The sequence below is a fragment of the Sulfurimonas indica genome (assembly GCF_009192995.1).
GTDB lineage: Bacteria > Campylobacterota > Campylobacteria > Campylobacterales > Sulfurimonadaceae > Sulfurimonas > Sulfurimonas indica.
Window position 1 is genome coordinate 1 of sequence record NZ_SDID01000022.1, and the last position, 24624, is coordinate 24624.

Sequence of the window (24624 nt, forward strand, 5' to 3'; positions counted from 1 at the left end):
AAGAGGTGGAAATTGCATTTATTGGTTGAATGGGCGAAATAATACCTTACCTATTAGATATAGAAGAATAGGAAACTCCCAAAAAGCAAGATATATTTTCCCAATTTTAGAAGTAGCAAATTTCTTAGCTTTTGAAGATGCCGCATAATTTACTTACATATATAAAATTAATCAATCATTGTAATTAAGAGTGCTGCTCTTTATATTATTTAATAGCTACTTTAAAAGAGTGTGTATTTTTGTAAATATAGTTGAAAGTTTGGGGAGATGTTGTCTTATTGTTGTCTTATATTGTTTTTGAAAGTTCTCAAACCCCTTAAAGCAGGGGTTTAGGGAGATACTAAAGTGGAGTTACATTCTCAGCTTGAGGACCTTTTTGTCCCTCACCGATTTCAAATGTAACTCTTTGACCTTCTGCTAGAGAAACTCTTCCACCATTTGGATTGTTTACTTGACGGAAATGTACGAATACATCGCTCCCACCATTGTCTTGTTGAATAAAACCATAACCTTTTTCATCGTTGAACCATTTAACTGATCCGTCCATTAATTGTGCCATTGTGTAGCCTTGTATATAAATTTGTGTAAAAATTGGAGAAGTCTTTAGGAGGTTTTAACACGGGTAGAGCAAAAATCACACTAAAGATGAATTCACGCCTCATCTTTCACTTGGCAACAGTATAGCTGAATTATAGAATTAGTCAAACTTTTTTGCCTTTTTTTGCAAATTCTTTTGAAATATGCCGATATTGGCTCTATAAAGCAGCTAAAAAGAGGTCAAAGATGCAAATATCAGCTTTCAGAATTAAACTTTTCTCCAGCTTCATATTTGGATATCAAAGCATAGTATCTTTTTTTAATCAACTTCAGTGTATTATTGCGTAATTAATTTCAAGGAAATATTTTTGAGTATTTATAGAGAGTATGATATCCGTGGTATCTATGAAAAAGAGTTAAATGAAGCGAGTGTTGTACGTATTGGCCGAGCATTGGCTGATAAAATAGATGGTGAGTATGTAGCAGTCGGTTATGATGCAAGAAGCCACTCTCCAATTTTTTTTGAATACCTCACGCAGGGACTTAATGCCGGTGGAAAAACTGTGCTTGATATGGGGCTAGTACCAACTCCCGTAAATTACTTTACAAATTATCAGGAGTGGGATGGCATCACACCTTCTGCATCTGTGATGATTACAGGGAGTCATAATCCAAGTGAGTATAACGGTTTTAAAATTACCATAGATAAACTACCGTTTTTCTCAGATGATATCTATGCACTTGGACGTGAGTGTGAGGCTATGGATATGCCTCAAATAACTGAGAGAAAAGTCATTAAAATTGATGCAGTTTCAAGATATATTGACTTTATTGTCAATGCATTTCAACATCTTAAAGGGATGGATACGCGCATCGTATATGATTGCGGTAACGGTGTTGCAGGAGTTGTCACAGAAGATATTTTTAATAGATTGGAACTGCATGCAAAAGGGCTCTATGTTGAGCCGGACGGAACATTCCCAAATCACCATCCAGACCCTTCAGTGGAACACAACTTAGAAGATGTGAAAGCTCTTTTAGAAAAAGAGGGTGATATTGCTTTTGCCTACGATGGAGATGCAGACAGGATTGCAGTGCTTACACATAAGAACAATATCAAAGGCGATATGATGGCACTTCTATACTCTATGAAGATGGAGAAGCCGACGGTTATCGGTGAAGTGAAGTGTTCTCAAGTGATGTATGACGAACTGACTCGCCGTGGTGCAAAAGCCATTATGTATAAAACAGGGCACTCAAATCTTAAAGTGAAAATGAAAGAGACAGGTGCTGATCTTGCATGTGAAGTAAGCGGGCATATTTTCTTTAAAAACCGCTATTTTGGTTATGATGATGCTATCTATGCGACACTGCGTATGTTAGAGCTCATAAAAGAGGGCATTGACTTGGATGCTGAACTTGAAAAATTGCCAAAAGTGTTCTCTACAGAAGAGATAAAAGTGGAAACTACAGAAGAAGAGAAGTTTAAACTGATGGATACAATCAAAGAGCTTCTCAAAAATCCGCCTGTAGATTTCCCTACTATCAAAGATATCATTACAGTAGATGGTGTACGTATTAACTTTGAAAAAGGCTGGGGACTTGTCCGTGCATCAAATACAACTCCGGTTCTTGTAACGCGTTTTGAATCAACAGATGCAGCGGAAGCAAAACATTATGAGAAAGTAATTAATGAGCTTATTTTAAAAGCTAAAGAAAGCTTATAATAAACATTACTTAATATTATTTGGATAGAATTCTCTCAAAATTATTTGAGGAATGCTGTCTATGCTTTTTTATTTTGCCCTTTTATTCTCTTTTTTATACTTTAAGATTGCCCGTGTCTATAAAAAAGAGGAAAAACCAAATACAAATATGCTTATTCAAAATGTCATCGTTTTAGCAGCTGTAATAGCTCTATTTGCATATGGGTTTACACATAAAACTTGGTACGTCGTTGTCATTGTTGCCTATCTCTTCTTTATACTTTCATCTTTGATTGTTTCTGCTGTACAACTCGGTATTTTCATTGATGGAAAACCTTTTGTGAAACTCTCGCACCTTTACAGATCTTTGGCATTTTTAGGGATGTTTATCGCATTTATTGATGTCTATTTATGGGGCATTTAATTGCAACTTCGATATAATTGCCTAAATGATAATCTAAGGACTCTTTGATGAAAACGCATACGCTTTTAATGCCACTTGATATGCACCTACACCTGCGTGATGGTGTAATGCTTGAAAATATTGCTCCACTGACTGCATACTCTTTTAGTGGTGCCATTATAATGCCAAACCTTGTTCCTCCTGTAACGACAAAAGAGGATGTTATTGCCTATAAAGAGCGCATTATTGCAGCTGTACCAAATGACTACTTTGAACCTTATATGACACTCTTTTATCAAAACTATGATAAAAACTTTTTAACGGATGTAGCAGAAGAGATTACAGCAATCAAGCTCTATCCGGCAGGAATTACGACAAATTCTGAAGGTGGTGTGAGCTCTTTTGATATCGAAGAGATGCGTCCAACACTTGAAGCAATGAGCCAGTTAGGGATTCCACTGTGTGTTCATGGTGAGACAGATGGCTTTGTCATGGACAGAGAGGCTGAATTTATGTCTATCTATGAGCTTTTAGCGAAGAACTTTCCAGATTTGAAAATCATTATGGAGCATATTACGACAAAAGCAGCCGTTGATATGCTTGATAAGTATGATAATCTCTATGCAACAATTACAGTCCATCACCTTCTTTTAACACTAGATGATGTTGTGGGTGGCATGATGCAGCCACATCTTTTTTGTAAACCGATCGCAAAACGTCCCCAAGACTTGGATGCACTATTATCTATCGCACTTGAAGCACATCCAAAAGTGATGTTTGGTTCAGACTCAGCGCCGCATCCTCGTCATAAAAAAGAGTCTTGTGGCTGTGCTGCAGGTGTCTTTACTGCACCGATCGCTCTGCAGCTTCTGTGTGAGATTTTTGAGCAATTTGATAAGCTTGATAACCTGCAGACTTTTGTCAGTGACAATGCACAGAGCATTTACGGTATCTGTCCGGAGTTTAAAGAGGTAACCTTAGAAAAACGTCCTTTTGTTGTACCGGATGAGTACTCAAATGTAGTACCTATGTATGCAGGTGAAACTCTATCTTGGGCTATTGAGAGTGTCGATTAAAATACTGCTTTTAGAGGATGATCTGCTCTTTGGCGAGACAATAGTGGACTTGCTTGAAGATGCTGATTATGAAGTGATTCATGTGCCTAATGGACAGGATGCCCTTGATGCTACCTATAAAAACAGGTTTGATCTCTATCTTTTAGATATCAATGTTCCTCTCATTGATGGGCTTTGTCTTTTAAGAGACCTGCGTGAGGCAGATGATAATACACCCGCCATCTTTTTAACGTCACACACAGAAAAGTCAAAACTAGAAGAGGGCTTTGTAAATGGTTGTGATGATTACATTACCAAACCTTTTGATATGGATGAACTTTTACTGCGCATAAAAGCAGTGCTTCGAAGAGTGAAACAGCATGAACCTGAATGTGCTGGAGAGCTGTGTCATGATGAAGTGCATCAGCGTATTCGTTATAAAGGAGAAGAGCTAAATCTTTCTAAAAAAGAGTATGGACTGCTTCTGCTTTTTATGAAACACTATAATGAAACAGTTCCTAAAGAGTTGATCTTGGATGAGTTGTGGAGTAGTGCAGAAGGTGGCAGTGACGGCGTGCTTCGTGTTTATGTCAATCGTCTCAAGCAACTGCTCCCTGAACTCAAGTTTGAAAATGTCCGAGGCATAGGATACAAACTTGTTTCGTAATCTCCGGTTTAATATTTTTGTTTTTTATTTTTTGACAGTGAGTCTGTTTTTACTGCTTTTGTATTATGCTCTTGAAGTTTTGGCAGTTTCTAATCTCTTGCTTTTAGGGATTATTGTTTTTGCTTTGGTCATTCTCTCTGCACTGTTCATCTCTAAACTCTCGATTGACCCACTTGAAGCCTATGTAAAAAATCTACAGATGCTCTCCAAAGAGACATTGCATGAGCTCAATTTACCTATAAGTACGATTGTGACTAATACCCAAATGTTAAAGAAGAACCTGAACGATACAAAAATGCTCAAAAGAGTAGAACGTATTGAGAGTGCTTGTAATATGTTAAAACAGCGCTATAATGAACTCGATTATCTTATTAAGATGCAGACAAAACAGGAGATAAAAGAGAAATTTTTTTTAGATGAACTTGTCAAAGAACGGGTAGAATTCATACAAAAGATTTACCCAAATATGGAGTTTCATCTATCATTAGCTTCTTGTGAGCTTTTTATGGATAAAATTGGACTCTCTAAGGTAATTGACAACCTGATTGATAATGGAGTAAAATACTCAGGAAGTTCGAAAAAGATAGATATAAAAATAGAAAATGATATGTTGCTTGTTCAGGATTATGGAATCGGGATGGATGAGGTAGAGCTTTTAGGTATCTTTGACAACTACTATCAGATAAACAGAGATATGCAAGGTTTTGGAATAGGGCTAAGCATGGTCAAGAGATTTTGTGATGAGAATGGTATTGTATTGATTTTTGATTCATCACCGAATGTTGGAACAACAGTAAAATTAAAATTTAAAAAACTACAGGGATAAGAATGCAGACAACAAGTTCAATGATAGAGTATGCGGAAAAGGCACTTGATTATGGCGTAATGGGAATTTTGGCACTGATGAGTGTAGTTACTTTATGGCTTTTTATAGAGAGAATGATGTTTTATAAAAGTGTACGTATAGAAGATTATAAACATAGAGATAATTTAGAACTTGATTTGACCGACAATATAGGTATCATCAGTGCTATTGGTTCAAATGCTCCATATGTTGGGCTCTTGGGAACTGTTGTTGGGATTATGATTACTTTTTACTCTTTAGGTGATATCGGTGCAGTTGATGCGAAAAAAATCATGATGGGCCTTGCATTAGCACTTAAAGCCACAGCGGCAGGTCTTATTGTGGCGATGCCGGCAATTATTGCCTATACAATAGTGCTGAGAAAAGTAGAACGTATACTTACAAAATTTGATATAGCAAACGAAGAAGCAGTAAATGAGTAGATGTAAAAAAAAGAACTTCAAGCGTTTTGATCAGATAAATGTTATCCCTTTTATCGACATTATGCTCGTTCTTCTTGTTATGGTGCTGACAACTGCAACATTCATAAAACAAGGTGTCATTCCTGTTGATCTACCGGAAGCAAAAGCAACACAAAAAGAAGATACACAAAAAGAGGTCACCGTATATGTCAATGCAAAAGGTGAGATTTTTTTTGAAAAAGAGCAGGTAAATCTCACGCAACTAGAACAGAAACTCTCTACTATTTCAAAAAAACAGACAGTAGTCCTCAGAAGTGATAAAGAGTCCAAATTTCAGGATTTTGTCTCTGTGATGGATATTTTAAAGCGTCTTGGTCACGAACAGCTCTATATCGTTACAAAAGAGTAAAGCCTAGTAAGCTTTCTCTAACAGTTGAAATTTCGGTTTTACTTTTTTTTCAACTGTCACATTTTTTTCTTTTTTGGCAACAGGTTCTGTATTGAATTCTTTTTGTTTTACCTCTTTGTCTTCATTGAAGAGTGTTGTTGCTATGAAAAAAAGTACCATAATAACGACAACACTTGCATAGAGTAGCAGATAATTTTTTATCTGTCCACTCTCAAACGGATTTTGCATTCTTATTCCTTTAATTCTTCAATCGTATTGCAGATATTATAGCCATACTCTATAAGCTTATCTGCTTTGTTAAATTCAAATGTCCCACATAAATTTATGGGAATGTCTATTTCAATATCTGAAGGATAAGCTGCCAGTTTCATTTTAGCAATATTACTCTGCATAGTTTCAAAGGATTTATTTGCAACCATATAGATATTATTTTCTTTTGTAAAACTATCAGGTAAAGATAATTTACCAAAGTACTCTTTAAAGGTATTTGAAATAGAAGAGTCCTTATTTTTATTATTTATAAGTGGATGTAGTGTTGCTTCTCCTCCAAGATTTACAGAAATGGTTAAATCTGTATCGTCATGAAATGTCGGAGCAATAGGCACCGGATTTAATACACCGCCATCGACAAGATTTTTGTTTTTATATTTATAGGGTGTGAAGAACATAGGAAGTGAGATAGAAGCACGAATGGCATTCAGTAGAGGCCCTTCATTGATCCAGACCTCTTTGTGTGTATCTATATCTGTTGCAACCGCTGTAAATTTAATTGGCAGCTCTTCTATTGTATGCTCTCCAAGAATCTCTTGGAGCTTTTTCATAAGCTTTTCACCGGAAACAAAACCGCCACTTCCTTTAAAATCAAGAAGTTTAAGCATATCTAAGATATCAATCTCACGCAGCCACTCACTGTATGCATCTAATCGCCCGGCAGCGTAAAAACCACCGATAAGTGCACCCATAGAACAACCGGAAATAGATTTGATTTTATAGTTGTGTTCTTCTAGCCACTTGATTATACCAATATGTATGATGCCCCTTGCACCACCACTACCAAGAACTAGTGATATCTTTTTTTCTTTCATATTTTTCTTTGAATGTAAGATGAGGGTATTTTAGCATAGTTTTATGATGAAAGGGAGTTAAAAGGATTTTTCTTTGAATGGATTAAGTGAAAGATAAAAGAGAGTATACTGTCAAGTGCTCAAAGAGCACTTTTTGACAGTTACATCATACTTGGCATTCCCATTTGTGGAGGCATACCTGCTCCCATGTCTGGTGCAGCAGCTCCCTCTTTTGGAATCTCAAAGATTGCTGCTTCTGTTGTAAGAAGTAAGCTTGATACTGATGTTGCATTTGTAAGTGCAACACGCTCAACTTTAAGTGGATCGATGATACCAGCTTCAAACATATCTACATACTCACCAGTTGCAGCATTGAAACCGATTGTCTCGCTGTCAGCATTCTCAATAGCGTTAACAACAACACCTGTATCATAACCAGCATTTGCTGCGATCTGTTTTACCGGAGCTTTTACAGCACGTAAAATGATCTCAGCACCGATTTTTTGGTCACCCTCTAAATCATCAACAGTTACTTTTGCAGCAGCACGAACAAGAGCCGCTCCACCACCGATAACGATTCCCTCTTCAACAGCAGCTTTTGTCGCTGAGAGTGCATCATCAACACGGTCTTTTTTCTCTTTCATCTCTGTCTCAGTTGCAGCACCTACTTTGATAACTGCTACACCGCCAGAAAGTTTTGCAAGACGCTCTTGGAGTTTCTCTTTGTCATACTCGCTTGTAGTTGTCTCCATTTGAGTTCTGATCTCTTTGATGCGAGCCTCAACTGCCTCTTTACTTCCTGCACCATCAACGATAACAGTATTGTCTTTGTCAATGACTACACGAGCAGCTTGACCAAGCATGTCAATAGTTGTACCTTCTAGTGTATGACCAGTCTCCTCAGAGATTACTGTACCACCTGTAAGGATTGCGATATCTTGGAGCATCGCTTTTCTTCTGTCACCAAAACCAGGTGCTTTAACAGCAGAGATATTCAGCACACCACGAAGTTTGTTTACAACTAGAGTTGAGAGTGCTTCACCCTCTACATCTTCAGCAATGATAAGCAGTGGGCGGTTTGTTTTTTGTACTTGCTCTAACACTGGTAAAAGGTCTTTTAGTGATGCGATTTTACTGTCAGCTAGTAAAATCCAAGGATTTTCAATCTCAGCTGTCATCTTCTCAGTGTTTGTGATGAAGTAAGGACTTAAGTAACCGCGGTCAAACTGCATACCCTCAACTACATCGAGCTCGTCAACGATACCTTTTGCTTCTTCAACAGTGATAACACCATCTTGACCGACTTTCTCCATAGCCTCAGCAATCATCTCACCGATTTGTGCATCAGAGTTTGCAGAGATTGTAGCAACTTGCGCGATTTCATTTTTATCTTTAATAGTTTTTGCACTTGCTTTTAGGTTCTCTAAAATCGCTTCACATGCTTTGTCCATTCCACGTTTTACTTCAACAGGGTTTGCACCTGCAGTGATATTACGCAGACCTTCAGAGAAGATAGCATTTGCTAAAACTGTTGCAGTTGTTGTTCCATCACCAGCCTCATCAGCAGTATTAGATGCTACCTCTTTTACAAGTTGTGCACCCATATCTTCTAGTTTGTCAGCAAGTTCAATCTCTCGAGCAACAGAAACACCATCTTTTGTGATTACAGGACTTCCGTAAGATTTTTGGATTAAAACATTACGACCGCGTGGTCCCATTGTTACTTTTACTGCATCTGTAAGTTTCTCAACTCCGCGTGCCAATTTATTTCTTGCATTATCTGAAAAAATTATCTCTTTTGCCATATTTGATATCTCCTTAAATTTTATAATTGTTAAATTATTATGCGATTACGCCAAGAATGTCTGATGTCTCAAGCACTAAGTACTCTTTCCCTTCAAGTGCGAGTTCAGTTCCAGAATATTTGCCAAATACAACAACATCACCCTCTTTAACATCTTCAACTTCGCTTGATACTGCGACTACTTTTGCTTGTGAAGGTTTTTCCTTCGCATTGTCAGGGATGATAATTCCACTTGCAGTTGTATTTGTCTCTTCGACTCTCTCTACTAATACTCTATCACCTAGTGGTTTGAAATTCATTTAATTATCCTCCTAATTTCTTTTAAATTACAAGTGTGATAATACAAAAAAAAAGAGAATATGTCAATCCTTTTAGTCTTAGTGACTAAACTTTTCTAAATATTTTTATGAAACTTTATTTACTATAAAGAAAACAGTATCTATAATTTCATAAAGAAATCAAGGAGGAAGCTTTATGGAGAGTAAAAAACAGAAAAAAGTAGTACTCTTTACATCTCCGACATGTAAATGGTGTAGTGTTGCAAAAGAGTACTTCAAAAAAAACGGTATAAAATTTAAAGCCATAGATATTACAAAAGATACAAAAGCAGCACAGGATTGTGAACGTCATGGTTGTCGAGGTGTTCCTGTTGTTTTAATAGGAAGCAGATGGATTTGTGGATTTGATCAAAAAGCGATAGAAAAAGCATTATAAAACTTTTTTGTACTTTTATAAAACTCTAAGATGAACTTATGTATAATTCCAGCCTCTTAAACGATGTCAAGGTAGCTCAGCTGGTTAGAGCGCTGGTCTCATAAGCCGGAGGTCGAGAGTTCAAGTCTCTCTCTTGACACCATTTTCTTAAACAAACTTCCGCCCATTCAACAATCAAGTGCGACAATCTGTAATAAATATCGTTTCAGCTCCTATGCGGTATAATAACATCATGTATAAATTAATAAGTATATTGCTATTTTCAACTTTAATGGCGAGTGAGCCCATTACTCCATTACCGCAAACTGTAGAAGTCAATTATGCGAAGGTAAAACTTGGAAAAGCACTCTTCTTTGATCCTATTCTCTCACATGATGACACTGTCAGTTGTGCAACATGCCACAACTTGGAAGAGGGTGGTGATGACGGACTCAAGTTCTCTTTTGGTATTAAAGGGCGGGAGGGAACAATTAATGCTCCTACTGTCTATAATGCCTATTTTAATTTTCGACAGTTTTGGGATGGTCGGGCAAAAGATTTACAAGAACAAGCTGCAGGACCTATTGAAAATCCTATTGAAATGGCTTCTTCTTTTAAAGAGGTCGTAGCAAAACTCAGAAAAAGCGAATATAAAAAACTTTTTGATGCAATTTATGATGATGGTATTACAAAACAAAATATTACTGATGCCATAGCAGAGTATGAAAAAACGCTTATCACACCAAATTCTCGCTTTGACAAATATCTAAGAGGTGATAGCAAGGCTCTTACTCAGGAAGAAAAAGAGGGATATGCGCTTTTTAAGTCTAAAGGATGTGCAAGCTGTCACCATGGGGAAAATATTGGTGGCAATCTGTATAATAAATTCGGTATTTTTAACGAAACGAATTCAGAGTGGCTGGGAAGATATAATATTACTCATAAAGAGAGAGATAAATATTTCTTTAAAGTTCCCTCGCTTCGTAATGTTGCAAGAACCGCGCCCTACTTTCATGATGGACGTACGTATGATCTTAAAGAAGCTGTTGAAATTATGTCTCAGTATCAACTTGGCCGTCATATTACCAAAGAGGAGATTTCAAAGATAGTAGCTTTCTTAAAATCACTCAATGGTGAACTTCCTAAAAATATTGAGCCCTGATGATAGAAAAATTTAAACAGACAGACAGAACTACATTTATACTTTTTATCTTTATCCTCTTTGTTTTTATTATGTTTGTTACTGGATATAAAATAAAAGAGGGTATGAGCCATTATGCTTTACAAAGTAACAAAATAACAACTCTGCAACTTATAGACAAAGAACTTTACAGTTTCACTTTTACTACAAACAAGTTTACGAATTATGATGAAATCGATAAGCAAGAAAATAAGTTCCATCAAATACTTAAACGTGTAAGCAGTGATTTGCAAAAATACAATACAGACACTTCTGTTCTTCTAAAAGATATCTCAAAAAATTTTCAAAAGAAAGTTGAAGATTTAGAATATTTTAAAGCACAAAACTCTACTCTTATCAACAGCTCGCACTTTCTTTTTGATCTGCAGAGAACTATTTCAGATGCTTCTGAAATTTCACTTCAAGCAAAGAATCTAACAAATGAAACACTTTTTTATATTTTAAGATATGCTTCAAGTGACTATATTGATAAAAAAATTATAGATAAAAAACTCAATAAACTTAAAATCATTGCAAATAATGAAAAAAAACAATATCTATATACTTTTTACCGACACTCTAAAGTGATGCTTCAAACACTCCAATCACTCAAAGAAGTTTCACAAGAGATTCAAATAAATCCTCTTTATCAGCAAATTGAAATGCTTAAACTTCATATTACACGTGACTATGAAAAAAGTTTGCAGTACCAAACATGGCTATTGAATACTTTTTTCTTTTTTGCAGTTTTTATTTTGTTTGCACTGATTCTCTCTCATCTTGAGTCAATCAAAATAAAGAAAGAACTTTTAGCTTTCAAATACGCTGTAGAACACAGTGACAATATTGTCGTGATAACAGATATAGAAAGAAAGATTATCTATGTCAATGAAACATTTGAAAAAGCGACTGGATATAAAGCCAAAGAGGTACTTGGGGAAAATCCAAGAATATTAAAATCAGATATCCAAGATGAAAATGTTTATGAAGAGCTCAACACTAAGCTAGCAAAGGGTGAGAAATGGGATGGGCAATTCATAAATAAACGAAAAGATGGTACAATTTTATATGAAAAAGCTTCCATCGTTCCTGTTTTTATAGAAGGAAAGCTTGTCAATTATATTGCTCTTAAACTTGATATTACAGCTTATATAGAAAAAAATAAAAAACTAGTGCAAGCAGCTACAGTTTTTGAAAATACAGAAGAAGCTATTATCATAGCCGATGCAGAGGGAAAAGTTGTCTCTGTCAATAGAGCATTTACAAACATATACGGATATATGCTTAAGCAAATCCAAGGAAAGAATCTTAGTTTTTTACAATCAGGAGCGCAAGATAAATATTTTTATGAAGATCTCTGGAATCAGCTTTTAAAGAATGGTATATGGAAAGGAAAGCTTGTTAATATAAGTAGTGCAGGAGAGTTAATCCCTGTCTGGACAACAATTAAACAAATCACGAATGATAAAGGGAATGTTGCTAATTATACTGCAGTGCAAACTGATCTTAGAGAGTTAGAAACTTCACAGAAAAAAGCTGATTATCTTGCTTACCATGACGCTCTGACAGAGCTCTATAACCGTACTCATTTTGAGGAGTATTTATTTCATGCGTTAGCAGTAGCTCGAAGAAATCAAACTATTTTAGCTGTGTTGTTTGTAGACCTCGACCGATTTAAAATCATAAATGACACACTCGGACATGACATAGGTGATGAAGTATTGCAGGGTGTTGCATCGAGGCTTAAAGCTACACTTCGAGATAGCGATTTTATCTCGCGATGGGGTGGAGATGAGTTTGTTGTCATCTTAGAAAATCTGGAATCTGCAAGTGATGCGGCCATAGTGGCTACAAATATCATTAAAAATCTTGCAGAACCAATTAAGATAAATGAACATTCTCTTGTCACTACTGCAAGTGTTGGCATAGCCATCTATCCAGAAAACGGAGAAGATGTAAATACACTGGTTAAACATGCCGACAGTGCGATGTATTTTGCTAAAGAAACAGGAAAAAACAATGTTCGCTATTACACAAAAAAACTTTCTCAAAATATACAATATAAACTCAATATTGATATGGAGCTTCGTAGTGCTTTACAAAATAATGAGTTCCATATGGTTTTTCAACCACAATACAAGCTTAGTACAAACAGTATTTTTTCAATAGAAGCACTTATACGATGGCAAAACCCGACTCTTGGCAACGTTCCTCCTGATAAATTTATTCCTGTTGCCGAAGAAAACGGAGTAATCATTACACTCGGATATTTTGTTTTTGAGGAATCATGTAAAGCATTTAAGCAGATGCATCAATCGAACACACAAATAAAATATATCGCTATTAACGTTTCTAGTTTACAGTTTAAAGAGCCTAACCTTTTAGAGAACTTTTTAGCCATACTTAAACGACATAATGTCAAACCAAGTGAAATAGAAATTGAAATTACTGAACGCTTCGTTATGGAACAAACTGTTGCTAGCATGAGTATTTTACAAAACTTCAGAGATCATGGATTTAAAATTTCCATTGACGATTTTGGAACAGGGTATTCCTCTATGTCCTATCTCAAACAACTTCCAGTTGATACCATCAAAATAGACAAATCCTTTGTAGATGGTATAGCGCAAGAGAGTTCTGATAATATTGTTATAGAGGCTATTATTGCGCTGGCAAAAACACTTGGATATACAGTAGTTTCTGAAGGCATCGAAACAGAAGAACAAGAAGATTTTCTTAGCAAAGCAAATTGTGATCTTGGACAAGGTTATCTTTTCTCGAAGCCGGTTAGATGTGAGGAAATTATGGAAAGGTTTCATTAATCAATAAAGTATAAGTAGAGACTACATCCGTTATTTTATCCAAAAACAATCATAGAAAATGTATAATAGCAATCTATAAACAGTTTTGAGGTAGAAATAGGGTAGAAATTACCCGCTTGTAAAAGTATATGATTTTTTAAAATCCCGAAATTTAGGGGTTGTTTAGGGGGTAGAAGAGAATATGATTTTAATGATAGATAATTATGATAGTTTTACATATAATATTGTTCAGTATTGTAGAGAGTTGGGTGCTGATTTAAAAATTATTCGTAATGATGAGATGACTTTAGAAGAGATTGAAGCACTCCACCCTGAAAAAATAATCATCTCTCCCGGTCCTGCTTCTCCTGATGAAGCGGGGATTACGCTTGATGTGATTCGTCATTTTAAAGATAAAGTGCCAATTTTAGGGATTTGTTTGGGGCATCAAAGTATTGCTCAGGTTTTTGGCGGAGATGTGGTCCGTGCAAAAAATATGATGCATGGAAAAACATCCAAGATGCAGCAAACCGGTGAGTGTGCAATCTTTAAAGACCTGCCACAAGAGTTTATAGCCACTCGTTATCACTCGCTCATCGTAGATAAAAACAGACTCCCTGATATCGTTGAGCCAAAAGCCTACTCTACAGATGATAAAGAGATAATGGCACTCAAAATAAAAGGTAAAGATATCTATGGAGTGCAATTTCATCCAGAATCAATTATGAGTGAATATGGGCATGAAATGATAGGAAACTTTTTAAAACTATGAGGTACAAACTCATCTTATTTCTCATCTTAGGAATAGATGCTTTCGTACTTTTTTTTGAGACATCACACATCTCAATAGCCTCAAGTGAGGCTTCACTGCTTTATGGTGACTTCTCTTTTTTACAGCTTTTAGTCAAAGCCTCTTTAGCTCTTTTTGGACAGAATGATTTTGGACTTCGCTTTCCTTTTATAATGATGCACATTGCCAGTGCGTTTCTTATCTATGATATCTCTAAACGCTATTTGAATTCTGAGCGAAACAGACTTTGGCTTGTTCTGACTTTTGTATTACTGCCTGGTGTTGTCAGTGCAGCTATAATGGTCAATCATGCGGGATTTATCATCTTTGGACTACTACTGTACCTCTACTTAGAAGAGAGAACTCCAAAGTTTTTTATGAACCTACTTCTTCTTATTTATGCTTTAGTGGATGTCGGTTTTGTCTATCTCTTCTTAGGCTTGGCTTTTTATCATCTTTTTCACAAAGAGAAAAAAGAGTTTATCTATAATATTGGACTTTTCATCCTATCTTCTTACCTGTATGGGTTTGATATATATGGTTTTCCACGAGGTCACTTTTTAGATACTATAGGTGTTTACAGTGCTATTTTTACACCTATCATCTTTATCTATCTGTTTTATGTACTTTACAGGCGCTATTTGGCAGATAAACGTGACAAACTCTGGTATATTGCTGCAACGGCACTGCTTTTTTCGCTTCTTATCTCTTTTCGTCAAAGAGTAGATATTGAACATTTCGCACCCTATCTTATTGTTGCACTTCCACTTGCAGCACAGACTTTTGCAAGCTCTTATAGAGTACGTTTAAAAGAGAATAGAAAGGCTTACAGAGCGATATTTGTTATATCTTTTATACTCTTGATATTCAATACCCTTCTTGTCTTTTTCAATAAAGAGCTCTATCTGTTCCTAGATGATCCAAAAAAGAACTTTGCTTACAATATGCATATAGCAAAAGAGTTGGCACAGACACTCAAAAGCCAAGGTTATAGCTGTGTAAGTACAGATACAAAAATGCAAAAGCGTTTGCGTTTTTATGGAATCGATAAATGCACTCAAAATAGACTCAATGCAATTCCTCTTCAGAGTACGAAGCAAGAAAGTGTAACTATTCGTTACAAAAACAAAACCCTTTACAAAGCCACTGTTACTAAATTAAACAATAAACAAAGCATTTAGATAGTTAAGCTAAGGCAAAGATATTTATTAAATGAGTTTATGCTAAAATTACCCACAAATATCAAAATAGGGAGTTTCTATGGCTCAAAAAGCGATACGAGAATACGACGCAAAGTCAATTTTAGCAAAACACTGGGATAAATATTTTCCAGATTTTACTTATTCATATGAAACAGTTTTAGTAACTTCAGGTGCTGAGTTGCTTGAAGCTGCAAAAGAGAAGCCGTGGTTAAAAGAGAAGCCACTTGTTGCAAAACCGGATATGTTATTTGGTAAACGTGGTAAAAACGGACTAGTACTTTTTAAAGATCAAAAACCTGGTGATGTTTCTTTAGAAAAAGCAGCGGCTTGGATTGATGAAAAATCAAAAGAAGATGTTGAAGTATATTTTTCTTTTGATGGTGACACTCCGACTGGTGAGCCTAAAGTAGATAGATTGACTCACTTCATTGTTGAGCCATTTACTCCACATGATCAATCAGAAGAATACTATATCTCTGCTACTTGTGTTGGTGATGAAGATGTTCTTTATATGTCAGCTGAAGGTGGTATGGAAGTTGAAGAAGGTTGGGATGAAAAAGTTACTGAAGTAGCATTCCCAATTACTGCTACAGAAGAAGAAATTGCTGAGAAAATCAAGGCAAACATTCCTGCAGATGTAAAAGAAGAAGATAAAGAAAACTTCGCAAAATTTGCAATCGGTTTCTTTAAAGCATACCGTGAGCTTAACTTTGCTTACCTTGAGATTAACCCATTTGTAATGCAAGGGTCAAAAATCGAGCTTTTAGATATGGTTGCTAAGCTTGATGATACAGCAGGTTTCATGATGGTAGAAGAGTGGGGTGATGTAGAGTATCCTACTGCATTTGGTATGGAAGCGAAATCTCCGGAAGTTGAAGCTATCGAAGAGGCTGATGCAAAAACTGGTGCTTCACTCAAACTTACACTTCTTAAGCCAGAAGCTAGAATCTGGACTATGGTTGCCGGTGGTGGTGCTTCAGTTGTATATGCTGATACTATCGCTGACTTCGCAGGTATCGAAGATCTTGCAAACTATGGTGAGTACTCAGGTGGTCCAACGACTGGTGAGACAAAATTCTATGCTGAGACTATTTTAGATCTTATGACTCGTGAAAAAGATCCAAAAGGTCGTGATAAGATCTTAATCATCGGTGGTGCGATTGCAAACTTTACTGATGTTGCGAAAACATTTACAGGTATCATTCAAGCATTTGAAGAGTATGCAGATAAAATGAAAGATGTTGGTATCAAAATCTACGTTCGTCGTGGTGGACCAAACTATGAAAAAGGTCTTAAAGACATCAAAGAAGCAGCTGACAGATTAGGTCTTGAAATTCACGTTTATGGGCCAGAAACACACGTTACAGATATTGTACGTATGGCATTAGAAGAGAAGTAAGGAGAAGAGATGGGAAAATTATTTACTAGAGATACACAAGCAATTTTTTGGAACAACAACAAAACAGCAATCCAAAGAATGCTTGATTATGATTATACAATTAAAAGAGAGACACCATCTGTTGCAGCTATCGTAGCTCCTACAAGTGGAAACAAATTTGAGAAGTTCTTTTGGGGTGGCGATGAGATTATGATCCCACTTTACAAAAGTACTGCAGAAGCAAAAGCTGCTCAGCCACAAGCTGATGTACTTTTAAACTTTGCATCTTTTAGAACTGCTTATGATGTAACTATGGAAGCACTGAACATTGGTGGTTTCAAGACTATCATGATCACGGCTGAAGGTATTCCTGAGAGACTTGCTCGTGGTATGAATGCATACGCACGTGAGCTTGGTGTTGTTGTAATTGGACCTGCTACTGTTGGTGCTATTGCTCCGGGTGCATTCAAAATTGCAAATATTGGTGGTACTATTGAGAACATCATCAACTCTAAACTTCACCGTGCAGGTTCTTGTGGACTTGTAACTCGTTCAGGTGGGCTTTTTAATGAGCTTTCAAACATCATCGCTATCAATGCTGATGGTATCGCTGAGGGTGTTGCAATCGGTGGTGATAGATTTGTTGGTTCAGTTTTCATCGACAACTTACTTCGTATGCAAGAGAACCCAGATGTAAAATATATGATTTTACTTGGTGAAGTTGGTGGTACTGAAGAGTACAAAGTGATTGAAGCAGTTAAATCTGGAAAAATTACAAAACCAATCATCGCATGGTGTATCGGTACAATCGCTAAGTACTATGACTCTGGTGTTCAATTCGGTCACGCAGGTGCATCTGCAAATGCTGAGAGAGAGACTGCTGAAGCGAAAAACAAAGCTATGGCTGAAGCTGGTATTCATGTACCTGCAACATTCAATGATCTTCCGGCAAAAATCAAAGAGGTTTATGAAGGACTTAAAGCTGAAGGTGTTATCAGTGAGATTGAAGAGCCTGAAATCAACATCGTACCAAAAGTACGTCGTCCTAAACAGTTTATCTGTACAATCTCTGATGACCGTGGTGAAGAGGCAACATATGCTGGTTTCCCAATCTCTAGTGTTGCTACTCCAGATACTGGTAAAGGTATCGGTGATGTTATTTCACTTCTATGGTTCAAAAAACAGTATCCAAAATGGGCTACAGACTTCATTGAGACTGTAATCAAAACTGTTGCAGACCATGGTCCAGCAGTTTCTGGTGCACATAATGCAAAAGTAACAGCGCGTGCTGGAAAATCTGTTGTTGAGTCACTTGTAACTGGTCTTTTAACAATTGGTCCACGTTTTGGTGGTGCTATTGATGGTGCAGCAAAATACTTCAAATATGCTGATGATAACAACCTTTCTCCAAAAGAGTTCTTATCATACATGAAAAAAGAGGGTGTGCCAATTCCAGGTATCGGTCACCGTATCAAATCGTTGAAGAACCCAGACCTTCGTGTAACTGGTCTTATGAACTATGCAGCAGAGCATTTCCCAAGTACTCCATTACTTGACTATGCAAGAACTGTTGAAGCACTTACTACAAGTAAAAAAGAGAACCTTATTCTTAACGTTGATGGTACTATCGGTATCTTAATGGTTGATATGTGGAGAGCTCTTGGATACTCTGAAGAAGATATCAATGAGTTTATTGAGTCTGGTACTCTTAATGCATTCTTCATCGTAGGTCGTTCAATCGGTTTCATCGGTCACGTACTTGATGAAAAACGTCTTGCAATGCCAATGTATCGTCACCCAATGGATGACATTCTTTATGATGTTAAAAAAGCAGAAAAAATCGACTAGTTTTTTCTTCTGACATCTTGTAACCAAAGAGTTTTTCTCTTTGGTTACTGCTCCTTTTAAAATTTACTCCCTCTCTATTCCAAACACCTTTTTATAACCAATTCTATGCTATTATTTCAGATATTATTTTTAGGCAGAACAGATGAAAAACTATATAAAAGATCAAATTAAAAAATCATATGAGACAAAGCAGGCAATATATGAAGATGATGCGCTTTTGGACAAAATAGAAGATGTTGCACGCAGATGTGTAGCACTCTATAAAACGGATAAAAAGACAATTTTAGCCGGTAATGGCGGAAGTGCTGCCGATGCACAGCATATTGCTGCAGAACTTGTTGGCCGTTATGGGTTTGACAGACCTTCCATTCCATCTTTAGCACTGACAACTGATACATCTAATCTGACTGCGATAGGAAATGACTACGGATATGACCAGGTTTTTTCTCGTCAGCTTGCAGGTATGGGACAAGAGGGTGATATCTTTTTTGGTATCTCAACTTCTGGAAATTCGCAAAATATCATCAATGCTTTTGAGGTGGCAAAAGAAAAAGGCATCACAACAGTAGCCCTTGTCGGTCGAGACGGTGGGAAAATGGCCGTGATGGCAGATGTCGCACTCATTGTACCATCAGATTCTACACCACGTATTCAAGAGTCACATATCCTAATCGGTCATATTCTTTGTGATATAATTGAGAAAGAGACCTTTGGTGAAGGTGTAGGTGCATAGATGCAGAGAAAAGCTCTTTTTTTAGACCGTGACGGTGTTGTCAATGTTGAAAAAGAGTATCTTTACAAAATAGAAGATTTTGAATTTATTGATGGTATCTTTGATCTCTGCCATCACTATCAGGATTTAGGTTATTTGATATTTATTGTAACTAATCAGTCAGGTATTGCTCGCGGCTTTTATACCGAAGAAGAGTTTACTAAGCTCACGCAGTGGATGTTGGAAGTTTTTGAGCAAAAAGGCATCAAAATTACAAAGGTGTATCATTGTCCACATCATCCGGATTTATCAGGTGAGTGTGCATGTCGTAAACCAAAACCTGGAATGCTGCGTGAGGCAGTAGATGAGTTTGATCTGGATTTGCAAAACTCTATTATGATAGGCGATAAAGAGCGAGACATTGAAGCAGGGCAGAGTGCTGGACTGCGTGAGACCTATTTTTTTGATGAGAGCGGAAAAGTTCAAGCGTCAAAAGCTACGAAAATTGTAAAAAAATTAGATGAGATTTGGAAGTAAATATGCTTATTTTAAACAGTGGTGGAACATTTAACAAACGGTACAATGAAGAGATGGGAGTTTTGGAAGTCCCTTATGATAATGACGCTATCGATGAGATTATGGCTTCAATCAAACATCATTTTATGGTCGCTGGTGTTGTCTATAAAGACAGTTTGGATATGGATATAGAAGATAGGAAAAGAGTTGCAAGTATCATTGCAGAGTCTGAGGAAGCTGAATTTGTTATCGTTCATGGTACCGATACGATTGATGAGACGGCAGAGTTCTTAGATGCTATCTTTGATGACAGAGTTATAGTGCTCACGGGAGCTATGAAGCCTTACTCTATCGAGAAATCAGAAGCGAGCTTTAATCTTGGAATGTCCATAGGTTTTGCCCAGACGCAAGAGATAGCAGGGGTGTATATCTGTATGAACGGTTATGTACGTCCATGGCAGGAACTCAAAAAAAATAGAACATTGGGGAAATTTCAAGTTGTCCAAGAAGATTAAATGTGACCACTGTCATCTGGAATTTATGCAAGATGTAATGATAGAAGATGATGGACATTACTTTTGTTGTAATGGTTGTCAGGGTGTCTTTCATCTTTTAAGTGATCAGGGACTTAATGGTTTTTACAAAAAGCTTGGGAGTGAAAAACTCGCACCGCCTCAAGAGCAGTATGAAGACTCCAGTAATTTTAATGCACCGGCATTTTATGAACGTTTTGTGACCGTAAATAAAGATGGATTCTCTGAAGTATCTTTAATTATTGAGGGTATTCACTGTTCTGCGTGTGTCTGGCTCAATGAAAAAGCACTTATCAATATGGATGGTGTTATTGCTACAAATATCAACTACACAAACAACAAAGCCAAAATTGTCTGGGATGATGATGTTGTAAAACTCTCCGAGATTATCGATATGATCCGTGCCATAGGTTACAATGCCTACCCTTATGATGCAAGTCTGCAGGAAGAAAAAGCAAATCAAGAGCGAAAAGATTATTACCTTCGCATTGCAGTTGCTGTCTTTGCAACGATGAATATGATGACAATCATGGTTGCACAGTATGCCGGATATTTCACTGGAATATCTGCTGATGTGAAACATATTTTAAATCTTGGGGAGTGGGTTCTTGCAACGCCTGTTCTTTTTTACAGTGGATGGCCGTTTTTTCGAGGAATGTACTATGGTATAAAGACAAAAACGGTCAATATGGACACCCTTGTTGCAACAGGTGCACTTCTGACCTATATCTACTCCATCTACATTACCCTTACTCGAAGTGGAGAGGCATATTTTGATTCTGTGACGATGATAATCTCTTTTGTCTTAGTTGGAAAGTTTTTAGAAGTCCTTAGTAAAAAAAGTATTGCAGATACACTTGATATTATGAGTCAGCATCTTGTCAGTGATGTAAAAGTCGTAGAAGATGAAAAAATCGTCACAAAAAGTGTTCATGATATAAAAGAGGGTGAGATAGTACTTCTTGGAAGTGGAGAACGTGTTGCTCTTGATGGAGAAGTGTATGAGGGCAGTGGCAGTTTTGATGAGTCAAGCCTCACCGGAGAGAGTGAACCGATTTTTAAAGAAAAAGGCGACAGCATTATCAGTGGAACTGTCAGTATCGATGCGGATATAAAATATAGAGTCACAAAAGATTATGCACACTCAACGATGAGTAATATTGTCTCACTACTTGAAAATGCGATGAATAACAAGCCGCGAATCCAGCAGTTGGCAAACAAGCTAAGTGAATATTTCTCGACAATTATCTTGCTTTTAGCAGCGTTTACTTTTGTCGGGTGGTATTTTTACTCCCATAACTTTGAACAGTCCTTTATGATCTCCATCTCTGTGATTGTCATTGCATGTCCATGTGCACTAGCTCTTGCTACTCCGGTTGCAACACTTGTAGGGCTCTCCATCGCATCCAAGAGAGGCATACTTTTTAAAGAGGCAGCTCAACTGGAAACCATGGCAAAGGCAGATGTTTTGGCTCTTGATAAGACAGGGACCATTACGCAGGGACGTCCTGAAGTCGTGCAATTTGAAATATTCAAAGAGTTTGACACCTCTATGCTTTACTCTTTAATTTTAAACTCAAAACACCCTATTGCAAAAGCAGTGGCAAGTGCCATCTATGATGAAAATCTCTCTTGTTATGAGGTGGAGAGCCTCAAAAATATTGCCTCTCAGGGAATTACGGCAATGTATAATGGTAAGATGTTAGCAGGTGGTAATGCCAAACTTATGCGTGCTATAGGGATTGATGTAGAGAGTAGCAGTGAACACAGTGAATTTTATTTTGCTTATGGTGGTGTATTACTGGCAAAGTATGAGCTTTTTGATATGCCTTGTGAGGATGCAAAAGAGTCTATAGAAAAAATTAAAAAGATGGGTATTGAAGTTATTATGCTTACTGGTGACCATACGAAAAGTGCACAAAAAGTAGCAGAGCTTGTCGGCATTGAAAAGTATGAATCAGAACTCACTCCAGAGGATAAATCCACCTACATTGCAAACCTGCATAAAGAGGGTAAAACTGTTGTGATGGCAGGTGACGGTGTTAATGATATCTTAGCACTTGCAAGCAGTGACATTGCCATTGCTATGGGTAATGGGAGTGATATTGCTATAGAGGTCAGTGATGTTGTACTTTTAAACGATACATTTGCATCACTCTATGATAGCTTTAAAATCTCAAAACGCACCTTTATAATGATAAAAGAGAATCTTGGTCTCTCTTTACTTTACAATGGCATCACAATTCCGCTTGCGATGGCCGGGTACATTATTCCGCTAATTGCTGCAATCTCTATGAGTCTTTCATCACTACTTGTTGTTGGGAACTCAATGCGAATAAAATTAGGATATAAGGACTAGAAATGGATAGTTGGGTAATTGGTATGATGCTTGGAGTATCGGTATTTTTGGGAAGTATCGCAGTTGTTGCATTGATGTGGGCAATCAAAAAGGGGCAGTTTGATGATAAAGAGAAGTTTTTAAATTCAGCACTGTTTGATGATGTCGATGAGTTAAATGATGCGGCACGTGCCCAAGCAAAGAAAAAAGAGGCTCTTCGTAAAAAAGAGTATAGACCAGAATAAAATTAGAGATTTTAAAAAAGAGGAAGGGTGAGCTACCCAAAAGGGTAACTCAAAGTGAAATAATAATAATTATTTACCGATAGTTTGTGCGAAAGCTTCTAAATCAGCATCAGAGTAACGTGCTACTTGACCTTTCATAACACCTTTCATTGGTCCACCGTAAGTTCCAGCTTTGTAACCTTTGAGTGCAGCAGCAATGTCAGCGTGAGTCATGTCAGCAACAACTTTAGATTTACCCATAGCTTTTTTCTCCCAGTTAGCACCATGGCATGCAGCACATGCTTTACCATTTACTGCAGCAGATGCAGCTGTTACTAATGCTAAAGTAGCGATTGAAGCAATTACGATTTTTTTCATTTTATTTCCTTAATTTAAAGTTTCATATGCATTATAATAGGTAAAGTCTTAAATACTTGTTAATCATTTTAAAGGTATCATTTTATTAAAATTAATTTACTATGGATGAGAAAATGAGATACATTGATGAAGATTTAGCAGATAAAACAATATTGATTACCGGAGGGGCTGGGTTTATAGGCTCAAATCTGGCATTTTACTTTCAAGAGAATCATCCAAAAGCTCATGTGGTCGTACTTGACAGTTTTCGAAGTGGAGAGACTTTAAGTAATGGAAACCTGAAAAGCTTTGGACATTTTAAAAATCTTTTAGGCTTTAGTGGAGAGGTTATCAGTGGTGATATCAATGATAAAGATCTGCTTTTAGACTTGGAAGTCAACTATAAATTTGATTATATTTTTCATGAAGCAGCTATCAGCGATACTACTGCACTAGAGCAGGATTTGATGATAAAGACAAATGTCAATGCATTTAAAGACCTACTTGATCTTGCTGTGGCACATGATGCAAATATGATCTATGCATCTTCTGCAGCAACTTATGGTGGTAGTGATGTTTTTAAAGTAGGACACGAAGAGCCAAATAATGTATATGGTTTTTCAAAAGTGATGATGGACAATATTGCAAATGACTATATGAAATCTTCAGACATCGCCATTGTGGGACTTCGTTACTTTAATGTATATGGTGCTAGAGAGTACTTTAAAAATACAACGGCTTCAATGGTACTGCAGTTTGGACATCAACTGCTTGCTGGTAAAAATCCTCGTCTTTTTGAGGGAAGCGACAAGATACTGCGTGACTTTATCTATATAGAAGATATCATTCAGGCAAATATTAAAGCTATGCATCCAAAAAAGAGTGGTGTATATAATGTAGGAACAGGAAAAGCACGAAGTTTCCAAGACATTGTAGATATACTACAACGTGAGTTAGGAACAAATGCACAATGTGAATATATTCCAAATCCGTATGTTGGCTCATACCAGTTCTTTACACAAGCTGATATTGAAGATACAAAAGAGTATCTCGGATATGAGCCGGCATATGAGATGGAAGAGGGAATAAGAGCGTATGTTCCTGAGATTAAACGTATCTATGAAACAGAAGTAAAGTAGTA

At 36.8% G+C, this 24624-nt stretch carries 26 protein-coding genes and 1 tRNA gene; 21 read left to right on the forward strand and 6 right to left on the reverse strand.

Going from position 1 to position 24624, the window contains the following annotated elements:
- Nucleotides 1-340 precede the first annotated feature (340 nt).
- The gene (locus ES948_RS09130; RefSeq protein WP_152184641.1) at nucleotides 341-559 is read right to left on the reverse strand and encodes a cold-shock protein; all 219 of its coding nucleotides are present in this window, start codon (nucleotides 557-559) and stop codon (nucleotides 341-343) included.
- 346 nt (nucleotides 560-905) lie between these two features.
- Here ES948_RS09130 and ES948_RS09135 point away from each other — a divergent pair, with 346 nt between their 5' ends.
- The 7 genes from ES948_RS09135 (at nucleotide 906) to exbD (ending at nucleotide 6043) form a co-directional block, all read left to right on the forward strand.
- Nucleotides 906-2264 carry a phosphomannomutase/phosphoglucomutase gene (locus ES948_RS09135; RefSeq protein ID WP_152184642.1) on the forward strand — a complete coding sequence of 453 codons (1359 nt, stop codon included), beginning with the start codon at nucleotides 906-908 and terminating at the stop codon, nucleotides 2262-2264.
- 61 nt (nucleotides 2265-2325) lie between these two features.
- Nucleotides 2326-2667 carry a hypothetical protein gene (locus ES948_RS09140; RefSeq protein ID WP_152184643.1) on the forward strand — a complete coding sequence of 114 codons (342 nt, stop codon included), beginning with the start codon at nucleotides 2326-2328 and terminating at the stop codon, nucleotides 2665-2667.
- A 47-nt stretch (nucleotides 2668-2714) separates the two neighbouring features.
- Complete coding sequence (pyrC, locus tag ES948_RS09145; protein ID WP_152184644.1) at nucleotides 2715-3722, forward strand: dihydroorotase; 1008 nt, start codon at nucleotides 2715-2717, stop codon at nucleotides 3720-3722.
- Nucleotides 3712-4368 (forward strand): response regulator transcription factor, encoded by a 657-nt coding sequence (locus ES948_RS09150; protein ID WP_246153857.1) that lies wholly within the window; start codon nucleotides 3712-3714, stop codon nucleotides 4366-4368. The genes pyrC and ES948_RS09150 overlap by 11 nt, the downstream gene beginning before the upstream one ends.
- Complete coding sequence (locus tag ES948_RS09155; RefSeq protein WP_152184646.1) at nucleotides 4358-5194, forward strand: sensor histidine kinase; 837 nt, start codon at nucleotides 4358-4360, stop codon at nucleotides 5192-5194. Before ES948_RS09150 ends, ES948_RS09155 begins: the two co-directional genes overlap by 11 nt.
- A gap of 2 nt (nucleotides 5195-5196) precedes the next feature.
- On the forward strand, nucleotides 5197-5655 hold the full coding sequence (exbB, locus tag ES948_RS09160) for a TonB-system energizer ExbB (protein ID WP_152184647.1): 459 nt from the start codon (nucleotides 5197-5199) through the stop codon (nucleotides 5653-5655).
- Nucleotides 5648-6043: a TonB system transport protein ExbD gene (exbD, locus tag ES948_RS09165; protein ID WP_152184648.1), complete on the forward strand. Its 396-nt coding sequence runs from the start codon at nucleotides 5648-5650 to the stop codon at nucleotides 6041-6043. The genes exbB and exbD overlap by 8 nt, the downstream gene beginning before the upstream one ends.
- 3 nt (nucleotides 6044-6046) lie before the next feature.
- Here the strand turns inward: exbD and ES948_RS09170 are convergent, their stop codons facing one another.
- The 4 genes from ES948_RS09170 to groES form a co-directional block, all read right to left on the reverse strand.
- Nucleotides 6047-6271: a hypothetical protein gene (locus ES948_RS09170; protein ID WP_152184649.1), complete on the reverse strand. Its 225-nt coding sequence runs from the start codon at nucleotides 6269-6271 to the stop codon at nucleotides 6047-6049.
- A gap of 2 nt (nucleotides 6272-6273) precedes the next feature.
- Complete coding sequence (locus ES948_RS09175; protein WP_152184650.1) at nucleotides 6274-7128, reverse strand: patatin-like phospholipase family protein; 855 nt, start codon at nucleotides 7126-7128, stop codon at nucleotides 6274-6276.
- A gap of 140 nt (nucleotides 7129-7268) precedes the next feature.
- Nucleotides 7269-8912, reverse strand: coding sequence for a chaperonin GroEL (gene groL / locus ES948_RS09180; RefSeq protein ID WP_152184651.1), 1644 nt, complete (start codon nucleotides 8910-8912; stop codon nucleotides 7269-7271).
- 37 nt (nucleotides 8913-8949) lie between these two features.
- Nucleotides 8950-9210: a co-chaperone GroES gene (groES, locus tag ES948_RS09185; protein ID WP_152184652.1), complete on the reverse strand. Its 261-nt coding sequence runs from the start codon at nucleotides 9208-9210 to the stop codon at nucleotides 8950-8952.
- A 175-nt stretch (nucleotides 9211-9385) separates the two neighbouring features.
- Here groES and ES948_RS09190 point away from each other — a divergent pair, with 175 nt between their 5' ends.
- The 13 genes from ES948_RS09190 (at nucleotide 9386) to ccoS (ending at nucleotide 23147) form a co-directional block, all read left to right on the forward strand.
- Entirely contained in the window at nucleotides 9386-9625 is a 240-nt protein-coding gene (locus tag ES948_RS09190) for a glutaredoxin family protein (protein ID WP_152184653.1), read from the forward strand.
- Nucleotides 9626-9690: 65 nt separating this feature from the next.
- Nucleotides 9691-9767, forward strand: a tRNA-Met gene (locus ES948_RS09195).
- 90 nt (nucleotides 9768-9857) lie between these two features.
- Entirely contained in the window at nucleotides 9858-10766 is a 909-nt protein-coding gene (locus ES948_RS09200) for a cytochrome-c peroxidase (protein WP_152184654.1), read from the forward strand.
- Nucleotides 10766-13606 (forward strand): EAL domain-containing protein, encoded by a 2841-nt coding sequence (locus ES948_RS09205; protein ID WP_152184655.1) that lies wholly within the window; start codon nucleotides 10766-10768, stop codon nucleotides 13604-13606. The genes ES948_RS09200 and ES948_RS09205 overlap by 1 nt, the downstream gene beginning before the upstream one ends.
- A gap of 181 nt (nucleotides 13607-13787) precedes the next feature.
- Complete coding sequence (locus tag ES948_RS09210; RefSeq protein WP_152184656.1) at nucleotides 13788-14357, forward strand: aminodeoxychorismate/anthranilate synthase component II; 570 nt, start codon at nucleotides 13788-13790, stop codon at nucleotides 14355-14357.
- On the forward strand, nucleotides 14354-15556 hold the full coding sequence (locus tag ES948_RS09215) for a glycosyltransferase family 39 protein (protein ID WP_152184657.1): 1203 nt from the start codon (nucleotides 14354-14356) through the stop codon (nucleotides 15554-15556). The genes ES948_RS09210 and ES948_RS09215 overlap by 4 nt, the downstream gene beginning before the upstream one ends.
- A 79-nt stretch (nucleotides 15557-15635) precedes the next feature.
- Nucleotides 15636-16976 (forward strand): ATP citrate lyase citrate-binding domain-containing protein, encoded by a 1341-nt coding sequence (locus tag ES948_RS09220; protein WP_152184658.1) that lies wholly within the window; start codon nucleotides 15636-15638, stop codon nucleotides 16974-16976.
- Between the two features lie 9 nt (nucleotides 16977-16985).
- A complete protein-coding gene (locus tag ES948_RS09225) occupies nucleotides 16986-18803 on the forward strand; it encodes a citrate/2-methylcitrate synthase (RefSeq protein ID WP_152184659.1) in 1818 nt (605 codons plus the stop codon).
- A 142-nt stretch (nucleotides 18804-18945) separates the two neighbouring features.
- Nucleotides 18946-19536, forward strand: a complete 591-nt coding sequence (gene gmhA / locus ES948_RS09230; RefSeq protein WP_152184660.1) for a D-sedoheptulose 7-phosphate isomerase — start codon at nucleotides 18946-18948, stop codon at nucleotides 19534-19536.
- Nucleotides 19537-20052 (forward strand): D-glycero-beta-D-manno-heptose 1,7-bisphosphate 7-phosphatase, encoded by a 516-nt coding sequence (gene gmhB / locus ES948_RS09235; RefSeq protein WP_152184661.1) that lies wholly within the window; start codon nucleotides 19537-19539, stop codon nucleotides 20050-20052.
- A 2-nt stretch (nucleotides 20053-20054) separates the two neighbouring features.
- Complete coding sequence (locus ES948_RS09240; protein ID WP_152184662.1) at nucleotides 20055-20546, forward strand: asparaginase domain-containing protein; 492 nt, start codon at nucleotides 20055-20057, stop codon at nucleotides 20544-20546.
- On the forward strand, nucleotides 20476-22923 hold the full coding sequence (locus ES948_RS09245; RefSeq protein ID WP_152184663.1) for a heavy metal translocating P-type ATPase: 2448 nt from the start codon (nucleotides 20476-20478) through the stop codon (nucleotides 22921-22923). The genes ES948_RS09240 and ES948_RS09245 overlap by 71 nt, the downstream gene beginning before the upstream one ends.
- Nucleotides 22924-22925: 2 nt before the next feature.
- On the forward strand, nucleotides 22926-23147 hold the full coding sequence (gene ccoS / locus ES948_RS09250; protein WP_152184664.1) for a cbb3-type cytochrome oxidase assembly protein CcoS: 222 nt from the start codon (nucleotides 22926-22928) through the stop codon (nucleotides 23145-23147).
- A gap of 69 nt (nucleotides 23148-23216) precedes the next feature.
- Here ccoS and ES948_RS09255 read toward each other — a convergent pair whose 3' ends face one another.
- Complete coding sequence (locus ES948_RS09255; protein WP_152184665.1) at nucleotides 23217-23504, reverse strand: c-type cytochrome; 288 nt, start codon at nucleotides 23502-23504, stop codon at nucleotides 23217-23219.
- Between the two features lie 113 nt (nucleotides 23505-23617).
- Here ES948_RS09255 and rfaD point away from each other — a divergent pair, with 113 nt between their 5' ends.
- The gene (gene rfaD / locus ES948_RS09260) at nucleotides 23618-24622 is read left to right on the forward strand and encodes an ADP-glyceromanno-heptose 6-epimerase (protein ID WP_152184674.1); all 1005 of its coding nucleotides are present in this window, start codon (nucleotides 23618-23620) and stop codon (nucleotides 24620-24622) included.
- Nucleotides 24623-24624 lie beyond the last annotated feature (2 nt).

What these genes read in the sequence shown, in the direction of transcription:
- ES948_RS09130 (WP_152184641.1), bottom strand. Translation starts at nt 559, where the DNA reads ATGGCACAATTAATGGACGGATCAGTTAAATGGTTCAACGATGAAAAA.
- ES948_RS09140 (WP_152184643.1), top strand. Translation starts at nt 2,326, where the DNA reads ATGCTTTTTTATTTTGCCCTTTTATTCTCTTTTTTATACTTTAAGATT.
- pyrC (WP_152184644.1), top strand. Translation starts at nt 2,715, where the DNA reads ATGAAAACGCATACGCTTTTAATGCCACTTGATATGCACCTACACCTG.
- exbB (WP_152184647.1), top strand. Translation starts at nt 5,197, where the DNA reads ATGCAGACAACAAGTTCAATGATAGAGTATGCGGAAAAGGCACTTGAT.
- exbD (WP_152184648.1), top strand. Translation starts at nt 5,648, where the DNA reads ATGAGTAGATGTAAAAAAAAGAACTTCAAGCGTTTTGATCAGATAAAT.
- ES948_RS09170 (WP_152184649.1), bottom strand. Translation starts at nt 6,271, where the DNA reads ATGCAAAATCCGTTTGAGAGTGGACAGATAAAAAATTATCTGCTACTC.
- ES948_RS09175 (WP_152184650.1), bottom strand. Translation starts at nt 7,128, where the DNA reads ATGAAAGAAAAAAAGATATCACTAGTTCTTGGTAGTGGTGGTGCAAGG.
- groL (WP_152184651.1), bottom strand. Translation starts at nt 8,912, where the DNA reads ATGGCAAAAGAGATAATTTTTTCAGATAATGCAAGAAATAAATTGGCA.
- groES (WP_152184652.1), bottom strand. Translation starts at nt 9,210, where the DNA reads ATGAATTTCAAACCACTAGGTGATAGAGTATTAGTAGAGAGAGTCGAA.
- ES948_RS09190 (WP_152184653.1), top strand. Translation starts at nt 9,386, where the DNA reads ATGGAGAGTAAAAAACAGAAAAAAGTAGTACTCTTTACATCTCCGACA.
- ES948_RS09200 (WP_152184654.1), top strand. Translation starts at nt 9,858, where the DNA reads ATGTATAAATTAATAAGTATATTGCTATTTTCAACTTTAATGGCGAGT.
- ES948_RS09205 (WP_152184655.1), top strand. Translation starts at nt 10,766, where the DNA reads ATGATAGAAAAATTTAAACAGACAGACAGAACTACATTTATACTTTTT.
- ES948_RS09210 (WP_152184656.1), top strand. Translation starts at nt 13,788, where the DNA reads ATGATTTTAATGATAGATAATTATGATAGTTTTACATATAATATTGTT.
- ES948_RS09215 (WP_152184657.1), top strand. Translation starts at nt 14,354, where the DNA reads ATGAGGTACAAACTCATCTTATTTCTCATCTTAGGAATAGATGCTTTC.
- ES948_RS09220 (WP_152184658.1), top strand. Translation starts at nt 15,636, where the DNA reads ATGGCTCAAAAAGCGATACGAGAATACGACGCAAAGTCAATTTTAGCA.
- ES948_RS09225 (WP_152184659.1), top strand. Translation starts at nt 16,986, where the DNA reads ATGGGAAAATTATTTACTAGAGATACACAAGCAATTTTTTGGAACAAC.
- gmhA (WP_152184660.1), top strand. Translation starts at nt 18,946, where the DNA reads ATGAAAAACTATATAAAAGATCAAATTAAAAAATCATATGAGACAAAG.
- gmhB (WP_152184661.1), top strand. Translation starts at nt 19,537, where the DNA reads ATGCAGAGAAAAGCTCTTTTTTTAGACCGTGACGGTGTTGTCAATGTT.
- ES948_RS09240 (WP_152184662.1), top strand. Translation starts at nt 20,055, where the DNA reads ATGCTTATTTTAAACAGTGGTGGAACATTTAACAAACGGTACAATGAA.
- ES948_RS09245 (WP_152184663.1), top strand. Translation starts at nt 20,476, where the DNA reads ATGTACGTCCATGGCAGGAACTCAAAAAAAATAGAACATTGGGGAAAT.
- ccoS (WP_152184664.1), top strand. Translation starts at nt 22,926, where the DNA reads ATGGATAGTTGGGTAATTGGTATGATGCTTGGAGTATCGGTATTTTTG.
- ES948_RS09255 (WP_152184665.1), bottom strand. Translation starts at nt 23,504, where the DNA reads ATGAAAAAAATCGTAATTGCTTCAATCGCTACTTTAGCATTAGTAACA.
- rfaD (WP_152184674.1), top strand. Translation starts at nt 23,618, where the DNA reads ATGAGATACATTGATGAAGATTTAGCAGATAAAACAATATTGATTACC.